The organism is Photobacterium sp. Hal280, assembly GCF_037162255.1.
Lineage (GTDB): Bacteria > Pseudomonadota > Gammaproteobacteria > Enterobacterales > Vibrionaceae > Photobacterium.
The window spans coordinates 454,655-468,710 of record NZ_JARLUO010000005.1 but is presented as its reverse complement, the minus strand read 5'-3'; the positions used below and the strand labels follow the sequence as shown (position 1 = coordinate 468,710).

Annotated in this window: 11 protein-coding genes and 1 other RNA gene; all 12 read right to left on the bottom strand. The window is 56.0% G+C overall.

Translation table 11 applies throughout. From position 1 onward, the window contains the following. Positions 1-11: 11 nt before the first annotated feature. The 12 genes from P4S53_RS11365 to rnpB all read right to left on the bottom strand — a co-directional run bounded on the left by P4S53_RS11365 (position 12) and on the right by rnpB (position 13,965). Positions 12-764, bottom strand: a complete 753-nt coding sequence (locus tag P4S53_RS11365; protein ID WP_337112770.1) for a cell division protein FtsQ/DivIB — start codon at positions 762-764, stop codon at positions 12-14. 299 nt (positions 765-1,063) lie between these two features. Then, complete coding sequence (murC, locus tag P4S53_RS11360; protein WP_337112769.1) at positions 1,064-2,521, bottom strand: UDP-N-acetylmuramate--L-alanine ligase; 1,458 nt, start codon at positions 2,519-2,521, stop codon at positions 1,064-1,066. A 16-nt stretch (positions 2,522-2,537) separates the two neighbouring features. Continuing rightward, the gene (murG, locus tag P4S53_RS11355; RefSeq protein WP_337112768.1) at positions 2,538-3,599 is read right to left on the bottom strand and encodes an undecaprenyldiphospho-muramoylpentapeptide beta-N-acetylglucosaminyltransferase; all 1,062 of its coding nucleotides are present in this window, start codon (positions 3,597-3,599) and stop codon (positions 2,538-2,540) included. Continuing rightward, positions 3,586-4,794, bottom strand: a complete 1,209-nt coding sequence (ftsW, locus tag P4S53_RS11350; RefSeq protein WP_337112767.1) for a cell division protein FtsW — start codon at positions 4,792-4,794, stop codon at positions 3,586-3,588. The genes murG and ftsW overlap by 14 nt, the downstream gene beginning before the upstream one ends. After that, positions 4,788-6,134 (bottom strand): UDP-N-acetylmuramoyl-L-alanine--D-glutamate ligase, encoded by a 1,347-nt coding sequence (murD, locus tag P4S53_RS11345; RefSeq protein WP_337112766.1) that lies wholly within the window; start codon positions 6,132-6,134, stop codon positions 4,788-4,790. The genes ftsW and murD overlap by 7 nt, the downstream gene beginning before the upstream one ends. Further along, positions 6,135-7,217 (bottom strand): phospho-N-acetylmuramoyl-pentapeptide-transferase, encoded by a 1,083-nt coding sequence (gene mraY, locus P4S53_RS11340; protein ID WP_337112765.1) that lies wholly within the window; start codon positions 7,215-7,217, stop codon positions 6,135-6,137. Between the two features lie 2 nt (positions 7,218-7,219). Beyond that, a complete protein-coding gene (gene murF / locus P4S53_RS11335; protein WP_337112764.1) occupies positions 7,220-8,650 on the bottom strand; it encodes a UDP-N-acetylmuramoyl-tripeptide--D-alanyl-D-alanine ligase in 1,431 nt (476 codons plus the stop codon). Further along, the gene (gene murE, locus P4S53_RS11330; RefSeq protein WP_337112763.1) at positions 8,651-10,165 is read right to left on the bottom strand and encodes a UDP-N-acetylmuramoyl-L-alanyl-D-glutamate--2,6-diaminopimelate ligase; all 1,515 of its coding nucleotides are present in this window, start codon (positions 10,163-10,165) and stop codon (positions 8,651-8,653) included. After that, entirely contained in the window at positions 10,152-11,924 is a 1,773-nt protein-coding gene (locus P4S53_RS11325; RefSeq protein ID WP_337112762.1) for a penicillin-binding transpeptidase domain-containing protein, read from the bottom strand. The genes murE and P4S53_RS11325 overlap by 14 nt, the downstream gene beginning before the upstream one ends. Next, positions 11,924-12,244, bottom strand: coding sequence for a cell division protein FtsL (ftsL, locus tag P4S53_RS11320; RefSeq protein WP_337112761.1), 321 nt, complete (start codon positions 12,242-12,244; stop codon positions 11,924-11,926). The genes P4S53_RS11325 and ftsL overlap by 1 nt, the downstream gene beginning before the upstream one ends. Continuing rightward, complete coding sequence (gene rsmH, locus P4S53_RS11315; protein WP_337112760.1) at positions 12,241-13,188, bottom strand: 16S rRNA (cytosine(1402)-N(4))-methyltransferase RsmH; 948 nt, start codon at positions 13,186-13,188, stop codon at positions 12,241-12,243. The genes ftsL and rsmH overlap by 4 nt, the downstream gene beginning before the upstream one ends. Positions 13,189-13,583: 395 nt before the next feature. Beyond that, positions 13,584-13,965, bottom strand: an RNA gene (rnpB, locus tag P4S53_RS11310) — RNase P RNA component class A. Positions 13,966-14,056: the final 91 nt, after the last annotated feature.

The window sequence follows — 14,056 nt, the reverse complement described above, 5'->3', positions numbered from 1 at the left end:
TCCTGAACCACTTATTCATTATTCTGTTGCCATCCGACAGCAACACCAGTGTCGTAGCGGAGGTCAACATAATCAACAGCTTTACCCTGCTGTTCCAGCTCCGGGTATAACCATAAAAACCGTTTGATACGCTCAATTCTGGCTTCCCGACCCAATTCCAGCCGGATACCGTTGCTGAGCCAGATTCGCCATGACCGCCGCTCATTCAACGACAGCCTAACAATTTCTAAACCGCCGCGCTGCAACTCGGGTTGCATTTCACGCCACGTTTTGAGCATTTCCTCACTGCTGCCATCCGGCCCTTCCAGCGTTACCATAGGCTCGCCCGACACATCGGAAGACGGGGCCTGAAACACCTGCCCTTGCAGATTCACCAGATACTTGTCATTCCAGACCGCAGCCGGTTGATGCTCAACCAGATACACTTTTACGGTATCCGGCCATTGCTTTCGTACCGATGCCTGGGCAACCCAGGGCAAGGACTCCAGGGCATGCTGAAGCTCGTCCACATCCTGAAGCATAAAACTGCCCAGTGAACCCATTTCAAGAATGCCCTGTCTGACCTGATCTGTAGTCAGATGATGCAGCTCACCCTGAATAATCAATTGGGATAACGGCAACCGGTTTGCATCTGTCATCCAGTGCACGACCGCGACAAACAACCAGACCATAGCGGTGATGACCAGCACCAGAAAGCTTAGTCCCCGCCACTGGGACAAAGTACCGCCAATCAAGTTACTCTGTTTCAAGGCTGTTTCTGTCATGGTTTAACACTTTATTTCCTGAATCATGTCAGTCTGCCGTTATTTTATGGACCAAACAAGCCAAGTGATGACTTACCAGCCACAAAATTTCACCAGAATCAGGATATGACAACAAAGCTGGCCGATTATACCGACCAACTCGATGCTCTCCAACCATTGTTCGCAATTTCCTGTGCTTAGACACCAATGTGCATGCAAAAGCAGGATTATTCTGGCTTTCTCTTCAAGCTTAGCGAAGAAGTGCAAGAAAGTGACACAAAATAATCCAGATTTTAGCCTTTACCTACTGTACCGGCACATTATTTCTTCATTTCATTCACGTTGAGCGCCATCGCGGCCAACTGACGGGCAATTTTACCAACGTCACCAGCACCTTGCGTCAGAACAAGGTCATTCTCTTGAATCACATTGGCCAAAGCGGCCGGTAATGCCGCTGTGCTGGGCACAAAAATCGGATCGAGTTTACCCCGTCCGCGAATGGTACGGCACAACGCCCGACCATCCGCTCCGGGAATAGGCGCTTCGCCTGCGCTATACACATCCAGCATCAGCAGTACATCCACCTGTTCCAGCACATTGGCGAAATCATCGTACAAGTCGCGGGTACGGGTATAACGGTGGGGCTGAAAGATCATCACCAGGCGTTTGCCCGGCCAGCCTGCACGCGCGGCTTGAATGGTGACATCCACTTCACTCGGGTGATGGCCATAGTCATCCACCAGCATCACGTTGCCGTTGCCGCTGTCAAATTCACCCAGATGATCAAAACGGCGGCCGGTTCCCTCAAATTCAACCAGCGCGCGCAGAATCGCGTCATCCTCTACGCCTTCTTCCGTCGCCACAGCAACAGCCGCAGCGGCGTTCAGGGCATTGTGCTGACCCGGAATATTGAGTGTGACTGTCAGCTCAGGCTTGCCTTTGCGCAGAATCGAGAAATGCCCTTGCTGGCCTTGCTGACGATAATTCACCAGCCGGACATCGGCATCCTCGGCAAACCCGTAGGTAATGACCTGACGCCCCACTCGTGGCAGCAACTCCCGTACCACAGGATCATCAATACACATCACGGCCAGCCCGTAAAACGGCAGGTTATGCAGGAAATCAATAAAGGTTTGCTTCAGGTTTTCAAAGTTACCGCCATAGGTTTCCATATGGTCAGCTTCGATGTTAGTGACCACACACACCATAGGCTGCAAGTGGATAAAAGAGGCATCACTCTCATCGGCTTCCGCAATCAGATAGCGGCTGGAACCCAGACGGGCATTGGTACCGGCGCTCTTTACCAGGCCGCCATTGACAAAGGTCGGATCCAGTCCGGCTTCGGAGTAGATCTGAGTGGTCAGCGCGGTCGTGGTTGTCTTGCCGTGGGTGCCGGCAATCGCAATGCCATGACGATAGCGCATCAGCTCGGCCAGCATTTCCGCCCGGCGAACCACAGGAATACGCAGCTCACGGGCCGCTTTCAGCTCAGGGTTTTCCGCCGATATCGCGGTCGAGGCCACCACCACGCTGGCCCCTTCGACATTGGTACTTGCGTGACCAAAAAACAGCTCCGCACCACGTTCGCCCAGACGCTCAGTCACTGAGTTCGGGGTAATGTCCGAACCACTGATACGGTAGCCTTCATTCAGTAAGACTTCGGCGATGCCACTCATCCCGGCCCCGCCGATACCAACAAAGTGAATACGCTCAACGCGGCGCATCTCTGGCACCATGGTTCTGATTTTGGCTATTTGCTGGTTATCCAGTTTACTCATCACTCTGTTCTCTTCTTTACTTAGCCTGCGCCTTAATCACATCCGCCACTCGGGCATCCGCATCAAGGATCGCAGCCTGTCTTGCCGCCTCGGCCATGCTCAGCAAAGCCGGGCGATCTAAGGTTGTCATTAGCTGTGCCAGACGATCGGCGGTCAGATCCGGCTGCTCTATCATGTGGGCGGCACCGCACGCCACCAGATGATCCGCATTCAGGGCCTGCTGGCGGTCTTTATGCATGAAAGGCACGAATATCGCGCCGACGCCAGCTGCCGACAATTCAGAGACGGTCAGCGCCCCAGAGCGGCAAACCACCAGATCAGCCCAGTCATAAGCTGCCGCAACATCATCAATAAATTCAGTGACTTTAAATCGCTGCACGCCACACTGGCTGTATATCTGCTCAGTGCTGGCCTGATTTCCCTTACCAGCCTGATGCCAGATGTCGACATCCCCGGCCAGTTGCGCGGCGGCGGCCGGCACCGTCTGGTTCAGAATCCGTGCCCCCTGGCTGCCCCCCATGACCAGGATCCTTACCGGCCCCTCTCGCTCAGCCAGTCGCTGCGCTGGCGCTGCCAGCTCAGTCACATCGCGGCGAACCGGATTGCCCACCACAGGTTTGCCTGGAAAGGCGCCCGGAAAAGCCTGCAGGACGCTGGCCGCAATGCGCGATAACCAGCGGTTTGTCAGGCCCGCGACCGCGTTTTGCTCGTGCAGGATCACAGGAATACCGCTGATCCAGGCAGCCACGCCACCCGGACCGCTGACATAACCGCCCATGCCGAGCACCGCATCCGGTTGCCAGGCCTGGATATAACGGCGGGCCTGCAATATTGCACCCACAATCTGAAAAGGCGCCGCCAGCAGCTTTTTGATCCCCTGGCCGCGTAATCCTTTCACTTTAATAAAATCAATTTCAATTCCGTGTTTGGGCACCAGGTCAGCTTCCATACGATCTGCCGTGCCCAGCCAGCGAATTTCCCAGCCTTGCTGCTGCAGCTGACGTGCCACAGCTAACGCAGGAAACACATGGCCACCCGTGCCGCCGGCCATCACCAGCAAACGCTTATTTTTCTTCATTGTCATTTTCATCACTTGATTGCGCTGATCCGAAACGGGCCTGATGCCGCTGCTCATGATCGATGCGCAGCAAAATGGCCACGGCCGTCGACATAATGAACAAGCTCGAACCGCCGTAACTGATCAAAGGCAGAGTTAACCCTTTGGTCGGTACTATACCGGCCGCAGCACCGACATTGACCAAGGTCTGGAAAGCAAACCAGAACCCGATGCCGAATGCCAGAAAGCCCCCAAACAACTGGCCGGACTCCAGACTTTTCTTTCCGATGAACAACGCCTTGAATACCAAAGCAAAGATAAGCAAAAGCACCAGGGTCACCCCCAGCAGTCCCAGCTCTTCGGCCAGCACAGCGAACACGAAATCGGTATGGGCTTCGGGTAAATATTCCAGCTTCTGAATAGAATTGCCCAGGCCTTGCCCCATCCAGTCACCCCGGCCGAATGCCATCAAAGACTGTGTCAGCTGATAACCACTGCCAAAGGGATCTTCCCAGGGATCCATAAAGGCGGTGATCCGGCGCATACGGTAAGGCTCGAACACAATCAGCATCACGATGCCCAGTAATGCCATCGAGAGCATGGCCAGGAACTGCCACAACTTGGCGCCGGCAATAAACAGCATGCCGACCGTAGTGACAAACATCACTACAAAGGAGCCCAGATCCGGTTGTTGCAGCAGCAAAATAGCCATCAGCGCCAGCACGGCCAGCGGCTTGATAAAACCGTAAAAACTTTGTCTGACCTGATGATACTGGCGCACCAGATATCCGGACAGAAACACAAAGAGCGAAAGTTTAGCCACTTCCGCCGGCTGCAGGTTAAAGATCCCCAGCGGGATCCAACGCACCGCCCCGTTCACCGAACGACCGACAACCAGCACGATCACCAGCAAGGCCAGCGATACCAGCAGCATAGGGACGCTCAGCTGACGCCAGCGCTCCAGCGGCACCTGGACCATGAAAGCAGCAATAATCAGGGCACAGAACAGAAAAAAGGCATGGCGCAGCGCAAAATAAAACGGCATGTCTGTCAGGCGTGTGGCCACAGGTACAGAGGCAGAGCTAACCACAACCAGCCCGGTCACCATCAGGGACAGACTGATCCACACCAGTTGTCTGTCATACTGACAAGGCGGGGCCGGCCGGCTGAACCACTGGCTGATTTCAAACAGGGTCTCTTTCACCCCTTTCAGCATGCCTGCACTCCCTGCACCTGATCTTTCAGGCTGTGGGCCAGCTCAGCAAAGGCGTCGCCACGTGCCATAAAGTTCGGATACTGATCCAGACTGGCACAGGCCGGCGACAGTAATATCATGTCGCCGGATGTCGCGTCCGACGCTGCCAGTGCCATCGCCTGATCTAAGGTTTCCACCACCACAGGGGCGTTTGATAAACCCAGGAACCGGTGACCGTCACGGCCAAAGCAGTACAGCTGAACATTGAGGGTCTCCAGCACGGGTTTCAGTGGCGAAAAGTCCGCCCCCTTGCTGTCGCCACCCACCAGCAGATGCAGTTTGCCCGGAATGGAAAGCCCATTCAGCGCAGCTAATGTGCTGGCGAGATTGGTGGCTTTCGAGTCATTAACCCAGTCAACACCGTGCGCCTGTACCACACGCTGGCAGCGGTGCGGCAAGCCGGTATAACGGCGCAGTGTCCGGCAGGCGGCGTCACGGTCAATGCCCGCCGCATCTGCCAGCGCCAGCGCCGCCAGACTGTTGGCCACATTATGGCGGCCGACCAGAGCAATGTCCCGGCTTGGCATTACAGGCATGCCATGCACCGCCAGGTACTCTTCCCCCTGATGCTCAATCAGCCCGTAATCTTGCTCATCAAAGCCAAAACTGGTTTGCTTGCCGGCCCAGGCAGCATCCGGTAGCGTCGCCGCATCGTCCCGATTGCTAATGGCCAGCCGGGCGTGACGGTAAATACGCTGCTTGGCCTGGCCATAGTCGGCAAGGCTGTCGTACCTGTCCATATGATCTTCGGACAGATTGAGATAGGCCGCCGCCGCCAGCTCAAGTGATGAGGTCGTTTCGAGCTGAAAACTCGACAGCTCCAGCACATACAGCTCATTGCCCTGCTCTAACATATCCAGAGCCGCCAGGCCGATGTTACCGCCGACACCCGCTTTGATGCCCGCTTCAGCGGCCATGGCACCGACCAGACTGGTGACGGTACTTTTGCCGTTCGAACCGGTAATCGCCAGCACCGGCTTATCCGCCGCCTGAGCAAACAATTCTATGTCGCCAATCACAGGAATGCCGGCAGCGATGGCGGTCTGCAGCTGAGGCGTACTCAGAGCGACACCCGGATTGGCGACGATCAGATCCGCCGCCAGCAGCCAGTCCATCTGCCACTGACCGGCACTCAGGCCGACACCGTCTGGCAGTTGATCTTCTCCCGGAGGATGGGCACGGGTATCAATTACCTGAATGGCCGGCGGTGAGCTTTGTCTGAACAGATAGTTCACCACCGACAGTCCGGTGACCCCCAGACCCACAACGACAACTTTATCTGCCTGTGCCAAGTGATTCATTTAGCGCACCTTCAGGGTGGCCAGCGCAAACAGCACCAGCATCAGCGTGATGATCCAAAAGCGCACGATCACACGTGGCTCTGGCCAGCCTTTCAGCTCATAGTGATGGTGAATCGGCGCCATGCGGAAGATCCGCTGACCTCGCAACTTGTACGAGCCCACCTGCAGGATCACAGACACAGTCTCCATGACAAAGACACCGCCCATGATCACCAGCAACAGTTCCTGACGAACCAGTACCGCAATCGTCCCCAGAGCACCACCCAGCGCCAGCGAGCCGACATCGCCCATAAAGACCTGCGCCGGATAGGTGTTAAACCATAAAAAGCCCAGACCGGCACCGACGATGGCCGCGCACACCACCACCAGTTCACTGGCGTTACTGATATAAGGAATATTGAGGTAGCTGGCAAAATTCACATTGCCGGTCGCCCAGGCAATAAAGGCCATCCCGGCCGCCACCATCACGGTTGGCATAATAGCCAGACCGTCAAGGCCGTCAGTCAGGTTCACCGCGTTACTGGTGCCGACAATGACAAAATAAGTGAGCACTATGTACAGCACACCAAGCTGAGGCATGACATCTTTAAAGAATGGCACCACCAGTTGGGTCGCTGCCGTGTCTTTGCCGTAGGCATACAGGGCAAAGGCGACCACCAGAGCAATCACCGACTGCCAGAAATATTTCCAGCGCGCGATCAAGCCATCGGTGTTCTTGCGGACCACTTTGCGGTAATCATCAATAAAGCCGACGATACCGTAGCCCAACATGACCGTCAGTACCGCCCAGACATAGGGGTTGCTGATGTCAGACCACAGCAGCACTGTGATGGTGATCGCTGCCAGAATCATCACCCCGCCCATGGTCGGCGTGCCGCGTTTGCTGAAATGAGATTCCGGGCCGTCATGGCGCACCACCTGGCCTATCTGCATCATCTGCAAACGGGCAATCAGGCGAGGCCCCATCCACAATGAAATAAACAAAGCTGTCAACACGCTGATGATGGCGCGAAACGTCAGGTATTCAAACAGACGGAAAAAAGGAAAAGTCGACTCGAGTAAGTCCGCTAACCAAAAAATCATTGTTATAAGTCCTGCAGAGCGGCAATAATGTCTTCCATACGGGCGCTGCGTGCCCCTTTTGCCAACACTGTTATTTCTTGTTGTTGTTGAGAATCCAGTCCGGATTCATGATGAAATTGCTGTACCTGAGCGATCAACGCGGCGATCAATGCCGGGTTATCCCTGAAATGCTGTCCCTGGTTCACTTCACTTACAATCGCGCTGGCTGTGCCTACGGTCAGAATACGATCCAGCTGTTTTTGCCGGGCGTAATCGGCAATCTCGCGATGCATCCGCTCACTTTCCTGCCCCATTTCGGCCATATCGCCAAATACCAGCCAACGTTGTCCTTTAAAATCCGCCAGCAAATCAATCGCCGCTTTCACTGAGGCCACACTGGCATTGTAGGTATCGTCGATCAGACGCAATCCTGGTCTGGGTTCCAGCACCAATGCACGTCCTTTGACGGCGGCCATCTGCGCTAATCCCGACGCCACTTGCGCCAGCGTGGCTCCCATCGCCATTGCCAGCGCCGCCGCGGCCAGCGCATTGGCCACATTATGACGGCCAGCAAGTGGTAAAGTGAGTGAAATATCACCAGCAGGCGTGTGCATTGTAAAACAAGGGCAGCCGTGGCCGTTAACGCTAATCTTGCTGGCTGAGAACCCTGCGACAGAATTGCTGTCAGAATCATCAGCAGCGAACGGCACTGAGTCCGCCACAGTAAAACCCACCAGCTGCTTGTCGGCCAGTACCGGCAGCCAACGCTCCAGAGCATGAGAATCGAGATTAAAAACAGCTGTGCCACCGGGAGTCAGCCCTTCGAAAATTTCGCCTTTGGCTCTTGCAACGCCCTCCAGCGAGCCGAAACCTTCTAAATGCGCCGCCGCCAGATTATTGACCAGTGCCGCATCGGGCTGCACCAGCGCTGAGGTGTAGGCGATTTCTTTTTCGTGATTGGCGCCGAGCTCAATCACGGCAAACTCATGGGCCGGTGTCAGTCGCAACAGCGTCAGGGGAACACCGATATCATTGTTAAAATTGCCGGCGGTGGCCAGCACGCGACCGCACTGAGAGAGAATCGCGGCCACCATCTCCTTGACTGTGGTTTTGCCACAGCTTCCGGTCAGGGCCACCGTCTTGAGGCCATGTTCACGCGTCATCTTCGCTTTCAGCCAGCTTCCCAGCTGACCCAGCGCCTGACGGGTATCGCTCACCAGCAGTTGCGGTAACGCCACATCCAGCGCACGACTCACCAGCAAGGCGGATGCACCCTTGGTCTTTGCATCTGCGGCAAAGTCATGGGCATCAAAGCGCTCACCTTTGAGCGCAATAAATAAGGTACCCGGCACTATGGTCCGGGTATCCGTTGAAACTGCATCGATACTGACATCCTGGCCAATCAAGCGGGCGTTCAGCGCCGCGGCCAGTTCGCTCAGTGTCACCTCAATCATTTAATGTGTCTCCAGCAAGGCCTGTACGGTTTCACGATCTGAATAGTGAATAGTTTTCCCCGCCAGTACCTGATAATCCTCATGGCCTTTACCGGCCACCAGTACAATGTCTTGTGCCTTCGCCAGGCTGAATGCGCGCCGGCAGGCTTCTGCCCGGTCATGAATCACCTGGGCACGTTCTGGCTGCGCCAGTCCGGCCAGCATATCATTCACGATTGACTGGGGTGATTCACTGCGCGGATTATCGTCCGTCAGGATCACATAATCGGCCAACTGCTCAGCCACCGCAGCCATCATCGGCCGCTTCCCGCGATCACGCTCACCACCACAGCCGACCAGACACCAGAGCTTCCCTTCACAGTGCAGGCGTAACGCTGCCAGTGCTTTCTCCAGCGCATCCGGGGTGTGAGCATAATCAACCACCATCATAGGTTTGTCAGCGGCCTGAAAAACTTCCATCCGACCGATCACCGCCTGCAGGCGGGGCGCTGTGGCCAGCAAGGCACTCAGGGGATATCCCATTGCCAGTAACGTCGCCAGCGACAACAACAAATTAGAGACATTGAAAGCGCCCACCAGCGGCGCGGTAAAGTCGCCTTGCCCCCAGCTGGAATCAAAAGACACAGTCACCCCCAGGGTGGAATAGCTGACGGCCGTCAGCCACAACGCCTGACCATGGTGCCCGGACAGATGTGACGATTCGCTCGCGACCGCAACCGCGTCAGGCAGCTCGTTCAGCCAGCGACGGCCAACCTCATCATCAGCATTAATGACAGCGATACCTGCGCTATGTTCCGTGAACAAACTTTGCTTGGCTGCCGCATAGCTTGCCATATCACCATGGTAATCAAGATGATCCCGGCTAAGATTGGTGAAAATACTCGCCGCAAAATGCAGGGCTTTTACCCGTCCCTGTACCAGACCGTGCGAGGACACTTCCATCGCTGCAAAATCTGCGCCCTGCCTGACCAGCTCAGCCAGGGTTTTCTGAATATCGATGGCGCTGCCTGTGGTGTTCACGGCCGGCTTGAGCCCGGACAACAGGCCATTGCCTGTGGTGCCCATCACCCCGGCAGTACGGCCGAGCAAACCCGCCCACTGTGCCAGTAACTGGCTGACTGTCGTTTTGCCGTTGGTGCCTGTCACAGCGACCAGCTGCAACTGCTGATCGGGCTGGCCGTAAGCCGCACCGGCCAGGGCAGACAGCCTTGCCGGCAAATCGCGCACCGAAATCACCGGCACACCGCTCTGATAACGTATCTCGCCATCCTGCTGGTTCTCTTCAGCCTGGGCCAGCACAGCCGAGGCACCGGCCTGAATCGCGGCATCAATATACTGGCGACCATCAACCGCATGGCCCTTAATGGCGACAAAAGTACTGCCCGGCACCACAGCGCGGCTGTCGAGGGTCAGTTCTCTGACCGGCAGGGCAGAGACGGAAGCCGCGAATACCTCAGGCGCAAACCAGGAAGCGAACAGCTCCCCCAAAGAAATTGAAACATCAGGTTCCGGCATCAGATTGGCCTCTGTTATGGACGATATTGAGCTGATCGCCTTTTCCGGCATCAGGTTTGACGTTGAGAATTTGCAGGGCACTGCCCATCACTTCTGCAAAAATCGGCGCGGCGACCTGACCGCCGTAATATGCGTCGCCCTGGGGCTCATTGATCACCACCACCATCGCCAGGCGGGGATCACTGATAGGGGCCAGGCCTGCGGTCATTGCGACATATTCATCACCATAGCCACCGGCCGCCGCTTTCTTGGCGGTACCGGTTTTAGCGCCCACCCGGTAACCGGGCACGGCCGCGTGCTTGGCACTGCCGTCAGCATGGGTGACGCCTTCAAGCATATTGAGCACTTTGCGGGTATTTTCTGCCGACACCACCTGACGCCCCGGCACCACAGCTTCGGTTTTTAAGATCGACAGCGGCCGGTTAATCCCTAAGCCGCCCAAGGTGGCGTAAGCACGGACTAACTGAATCGGGGTGACGGAAATCCCGTAACCAAAGGCCAGGGTCGCCCGCTCAAAATCCGACCAGCGGCGGCGATCCGGGAACAATCCCTGCGCTTCGCCAATCAGGTTAATGCCCGAGGCTTCCCCCAGTCCGACACCGCTGTACATGCCCAGCACCGCATCCACAGGCATGGACAAAGACAATTTACTGACACCTATATTACTGGACTTTTTCAGGATTCTCGCCAAATCGGCCTTGCCGACCTGTGACACATCCCGCACCCGGCTGCCGCCTACCTGCATAATCCCGTTGCCGGTATCGATGATGGTATTCTCATCGGCAACGCCATTTTCCAGCGCAGCCAGGACTACAAAAGGTTTGATGGTGGAACCCGGTTCCATCGCATCTGTAATCGCGCGGTTACGCATGCGGAAACTTTGCAGCTGATCGCGGTTATTGGGGTTATAAGAGGGCGCGTTGACCATGGCCAGTATCTCGCCGGTCCGCACATCGACCATCACAATGGTGGCCGAGGTCGCGTTGTAATCCACCACGGCCTGCTTCACGGCCCGGTAAGCCACCGCCTGCAAGCGCTGGTCAATACTCAGCGCCAGCGGTTTGCCCGGCTCGCGCTGCTTGAGTGAAATGTTTTCCACCACCCGGCCGTACCTGTCTTTCCGTACCGTGCGTCTGCCCGGCTCACCGGTCAGCCAGCCGTCATAGGTCCGCTCGACGCCTTCCAGTCCGCGGCCATCAATACCCGTGACCCCTATCAGGTGAGCACTCACTTCACCCGCCGGGTAAAAGCGACGCGATTCATCTTTCAGGCCAATACCGGGTAATTTCAGCTTACCGACATAGGCCGCCATGGCCGGACTGACCTGACGCTGCAGATAAATGAAGCGACGGGATTTATTCTCTTCCAGCCGGGCAAGCATGTCCTGACGATCCAACCCCAAGACATCCGCCAGCGCATGCCAGCGCGCCGGCTCTGAGAGGCCGCCATGCTTATAAATATCCACAGGATCAGCCCAGACCGCCTGAACCGGCACACTGACGGCCAGTTGCTCGTCATTGCGATCGGAAATAATCCCCCGCGCAGACGGCATGGCTTTGACACGCAGCGAGCGCAGATCCCCTTCCTGGATCAGCTTACCGGGTTCCAATACCTGGATATAAGCGGCTCTGGCTATCAGGCCCACCAGTGCCAGACCAACAAAGCTACAGATCAGGGCGAAACGCCAGGGAATAAACGCAGGTGTGGAGGCCGAAGGGCGCGGCGTCTGCGGTTCAGGTGAAGAGGCGGCTTTTTTCATTACTGGACAACAATTTCATTCGCTGCATTAGGTCGCTTCATATCAAGCGCCTTCTCAGCCTGGGTTTCAATTTGACTATGCTCAGCCAGCGAGTTTTCTTCCAGCAGCTGATTACGCCATTCGATATCCAGATCATCCCGCTCAATGAGCAGTTGCTCCTGTTGCGCGACCAGTTGGCGGGATTGGTGGGTGATATAGACCACCCCCAAGGCAGAAATAAGCACCAGCGCCAGCAGCACCAAAGGCACACGGCCGACGGATAACAGATCACGGCCGATCTGACGAATCAGGCTGTCTGCGGCTGCTGGCTGGGTACTCATAGGCGTTCAGCCAGACGCAACACAGAACTGCGCGCTCTCGGGTTATGCTGCGTCTCCGCGGCCGTCGGCTTAATGGCTTTACCCACGGCTTTCAACTCAGCACTGCCCAGCGCTTTGATCTGATCTTCGGTCAGCGGCAAGCCGGCAGGGACATCAGGCCCTTTGCTCTGCTTACGAATAAAACGCTTCACCATGCGATCTTCAAGCGAGTGGAAACTGATCACTGACAGACGGCCACCAGGCGCCAGCACTTCCAGCGCACCGTGTAAGGCGGTATCGATCTCTTCGAGCTCGCTGTTGATATAAATGCGGATCGCCTGAAAGCTGCGGGTCGCCGGATGTTTATGCTTGTCTCTGAACGGTGAAACGTCAGCAATCAGCTTGGCCAGCTGCGTGGTTCGCTCCAGCGGCACATTGTCCGGATTGCTGCGGTATTCCACGATGCCACGGGCGATACGCTTGGCAAAACGTTCTTCACCAAACTCTTTCAGGACCCAGGCAATATCGTCCGCCTCAGCGCTGGCCAGCCACTCAGAAGCAGAAATACCGGATGTCGGATCCATGCGCATATCCAGCGGGCCGTCTCGCATAAAGCTAAACCCCCGCTCGGCATCATCCAGCTGAGGAGAAGAGACCCCCAGATCCAGCAGCACGCCGTCGATCTTACCGGTCAGGCCCAGCTCTGCCATATAGCCGGCCATGCCGGAAAACGGGCCATGAATAATAGAAAAACGCGGGTCGTTGATCTTGGCAGCTTCTGCAATCGCCTGGGGATCGCGGTCAATGCCGTACAAACGGCCATGTTCGCCAAGGTGGGAAAGGATCAGACGGCTGTGGCCACCACGGCCAAAGGTACCGTCGATGTAAATACCGTCTGGTTTGATGGCTAAGCCATCGACAGACTCATGGAGCAGCACGGAAACGTGAGCAAATTGTTCGGACATAATAATTGATTCAGCTGAATAATAAGCGAACTGAAGACACCGGCCGGATGCCTCCACCAGAGATTACTGGGTCGTTGGTTTTCCGCTGCTCTGCCTGTTGCGCTACAGACAGCAGTGGCAACACACCGAAATCGTCGGATTTCGATGCATGTGCACCTCTTTCATTTATACCTGCCCTTGTCGGGCAAGCAACAGGAAAATTGCAATTTTTGCCACAAAATCGTCATTTTTTCCCACAAAAAACCAACACGAAGTGTACGAAGGCAGCAAAAATGTTGTCAAGACAGATACTGCGATTCTGACAAACAATTGATGCAGCCATATTTTCTGATTCCCAGGCCCTGAAACGATAAAAGGTGATGCCCGCATATGTTGCGAACACCACCTTTCCAAAATAAGTGAGTTAACCGATAAGCCGGGTTCTGTCCCGCTTGCGCGGTGGTAACCATTCCTCTAGGCCTGAAATCGCTCGCAGGCTCAAGCAACCTACCCGTCCCCAGCGCGGACCACGCCAATAGGGACCTATTTGGTCTTGCTCCGGGTGGAGTTTACCGTGCCACGAACTGTTGCCAGTCGCGCGGTGCGCTCTTACCGCACCCTTTCACCCTTACCTGTTCTCGCAAGCGAGTCATCGGCGGTTTGCTCTCTGCTGCACTGGTCGTAGGCTCACGCCCCCCAGACGTTATCTGGCACCCTGTCCTGTGGAGCCCGGACTTTCCTCCCCCTCGTCAGTCTCCCAAAGGACATCAACGAAGCAGCGGTTACCTGGTCAACTCAGGCGGCGGATTGTATAAAACTCCCGCCCGAGTTACCAGAGAAAGTTAGACTTCTTCCTTTCTCTGGCGAGAAAACGGCCAGCGCTTACCGG

Bases quoted from the DNA above. Each gene is read 5' to 3' on its own strand.
- murG (WP_337112768.1), bottom strand. From the start codon at position 3,599: ATGAAGAAAAATAAGCGTTTGCTGGTGATGGCCGGCGGCACGGGTGGC.
- ftsL (WP_337112761.1), bottom strand. From the start codon at position 12,244: ATGAGTACCCAGCCAGCAGCCGCAGACAGCCTGATTCGTCAGATCGGC.
- murF (WP_337112764.1), bottom strand. From the start codon at position 8,650: ATGATTGAGGTGACACTGAGCGAACTGGCCGCGGCGCTGAACGCCCGC.
- ftsW (WP_337112767.1), bottom strand. From the start codon at position 4,794: ATGCTGAAAGGGGTGAAAGAGACCCTGTTTGAAATCAGCCAGTGGTTC.
- P4S53_RS11365 (WP_337112770.1), bottom strand. From the start codon at position 764: ATGACAGAAACAGCCTTGAAACAGAGTAACTTGATTGGCGGTACTTTG.
- rsmH (WP_337112760.1), bottom strand. From the start codon at position 13,188: ATGTCCGAACAATTTGCTCACGTTTCCGTGCTGCTCCATGAGTCTGTC.
- mraY (WP_337112765.1), bottom strand. From the start codon at position 7,217: ATGATTTTTTGGTTAGCGGACTTACTCGAGTCGACTTTTCCTTTTTTC.
- murD (WP_337112766.1), bottom strand. From the start codon at position 6,134: ATGAATCACTTGGCACAGGCAGATAAAGTTGTCGTTGTGGGTCTGGGG.
- murC (WP_337112769.1), bottom strand. From the start codon at position 2,521: ATGAGTAAACTGGATAACCAGCAAATAGCCAAAATCAGAACCATGGTG.
- murE (WP_337112763.1), bottom strand. From the start codon at position 10,165: ATGCCGGAACCTGATGTTTCAATTTCTTTGGGGGAGCTGTTCGCTTCC.
- P4S53_RS11325 (WP_337112762.1), bottom strand. From the start codon at position 11,924: ATGAAAAAAGCCGCCTCTTCACCTGAACCGCAGACGCCGCGCCCTTCG.